Below are 1732 nucleotides of genomic sequence, written 5' to 3'. Positions count from 1 at the left end.
CCGAACGCGCCCCAGAAGCCCTTCGCATCCGACGTCGGCAACGTGCTTGCCCATGCGCTCGCGTGCGCATGCTGGTGAAGGTTGCATTCATTCGCGCAGCCGCACATCGCGGCGGCCGCCGCGCGTTGCAGCGGCGCGCCGTTGCGCTGCGTCGCGCCCCATCCGCCATAACCGCCGAACTCGCGCACCGGCGACCAGTCCGGCATCGCCGGCGGGATCGGTGCGTCGTGCGACGCGAACGGCCCCGCGCCCCACACGATCTTCCCGTCGACCACCGTCAGCAACGCGGTCGTGGCGGCGATGTCGTCCTCCGCGCATGCGAAGAAATCGCGATCCGGGACCACCAGGTCGGCAAGCTGCCCCACCGCGATGCGCCCCTTCTTGCCCTCCTCGTTCGAGAACCACGTCACGTACTCGGTCCACATCCGCAGCGCGGTTTCGCGATCGAGCAGGTTGCGCTGCGGATACATGCGCATGCCGCCGACCGTCTTGCCCGTCACGAGCCATGCGAGCGACACCCACGGGTTGTACGACGCGACGCGCGTCGCGTCGGTGCCGGCCGACACCTTCAGCCCCTTGGCGAGCATCTTCGCGACCGGCGGCGTCGCCTCCGCGGCTTGCGCGCCGTAGCGCTCGACGAAGTATTCGCCCTGGTACGCCATCCGGTGCTGCACCGCGATGCCGCCGCCGAGCGCGGCGATCCGGTCCATCGATTTCTCGGTGATCGTTTCCGCGTGATCGAAGAACCAGTTCAGCCCTTCGAGCGGGATGTCCTCGTTGACCTTCTCGAACACGTCGAGCGCGCGGCTGATCGTTTCGTCGTAGGTCGCGTGCATGCGCCACGGCCAGCGGTTTTCCGCGAGCACGCGCACGACGCCTTCGAGATCGTCCTCCATCTGCGCGGGCAGGTCCGGCCGCGCGACGCGGAAATCCTCGAAGTCGGCCGCCGAGAACGCCAGCATCTCGCCGGCGCCGTTATTGCGGAAGTAGTCGGTGCCGTCGTGGTACTTGACGCTCTTCGTCCAGTTCACGAAGTCTTCCTTCTCCGCGTTCGGCTTCTGCGTGAACAGGTTGTACGCGATCCGGATCGTCATCTCGCCCGCGTCGTGCAGCTTGCGGATCACTTCGTAATCGTCGGGATAATTCTGCGAACCGCCGCCCGCGTCGATCACGCCCGTCACGCCCAGCCGGTTCAGCTCGCGCATGAAATGGCGCGTCGAGTTGTACTGATACTCGAACGGCAGCTTCGGCCCCTTCGCGAGCGTCGCGTAGAGGATCGTCGCGTTCGGATTCGCGAGCAGCAGGCCGGTCGGGTTGCCCGCCGCATCGCGCAGGATCGTCCCGCCCGGCGGCTCCGGCGTGTCCTTCGTGTAGCCGACCACCCGCAGCGCCGCCGCGTTCAGCAACGCGCGATCGTACAGGTGCAGGATGAACACGGGCGTGTCCGGCGCGACCGCATTGAGTTCGTCGATCGTCGGCAGCCGCTTCTCCACGAACTGGTGTTCGGTGAAGCCGCCGACCACGCGCACCCACTGCGGCGCGGGCGTGATCGCGACCTGCTGCTTGAGCATCTCCATCGCGAGCGCGAGCGACGGCACGCCGTCCCAGCGCAGTTCCATGTTGTAGTTCAGGCCGCCGCGAATCACGTGGCAGTGGTTGTCGATCAGGCCCGGCAGCACGCCGCGGCCGCCGAGATCGACCACCTTCGTCGCGCGGCCCGCGAGCGGCATGA

Annotated in this window: 1 protein-coding gene; it reads right to left on the bottom strand. The window is 67.6% G+C overall.

Annotated elements, in window-relative coordinates; all coding sequences use genetic code 11:
* The coding region (locus tag CFB49_RS35400) for an amidohydrolase (protein ID WP_143329363.1) at positions 1-1732 on the bottom strand (1732 nt) is incomplete at both ends.

The organism is Burkholderia sp. AU17457 (assembly GCF_002223255.1).
GTDB classification, from domain to species: domain Bacteria; phylum Pseudomonadota; class Gammaproteobacteria; order Burkholderiales; family Burkholderiaceae; genus Burkholderia; species Burkholderia sola.
The sequence above is the reverse complement of the archived record's forward strand: the minus strand, read 5'-3'. Positions and strand labels throughout refer to the sequence as shown.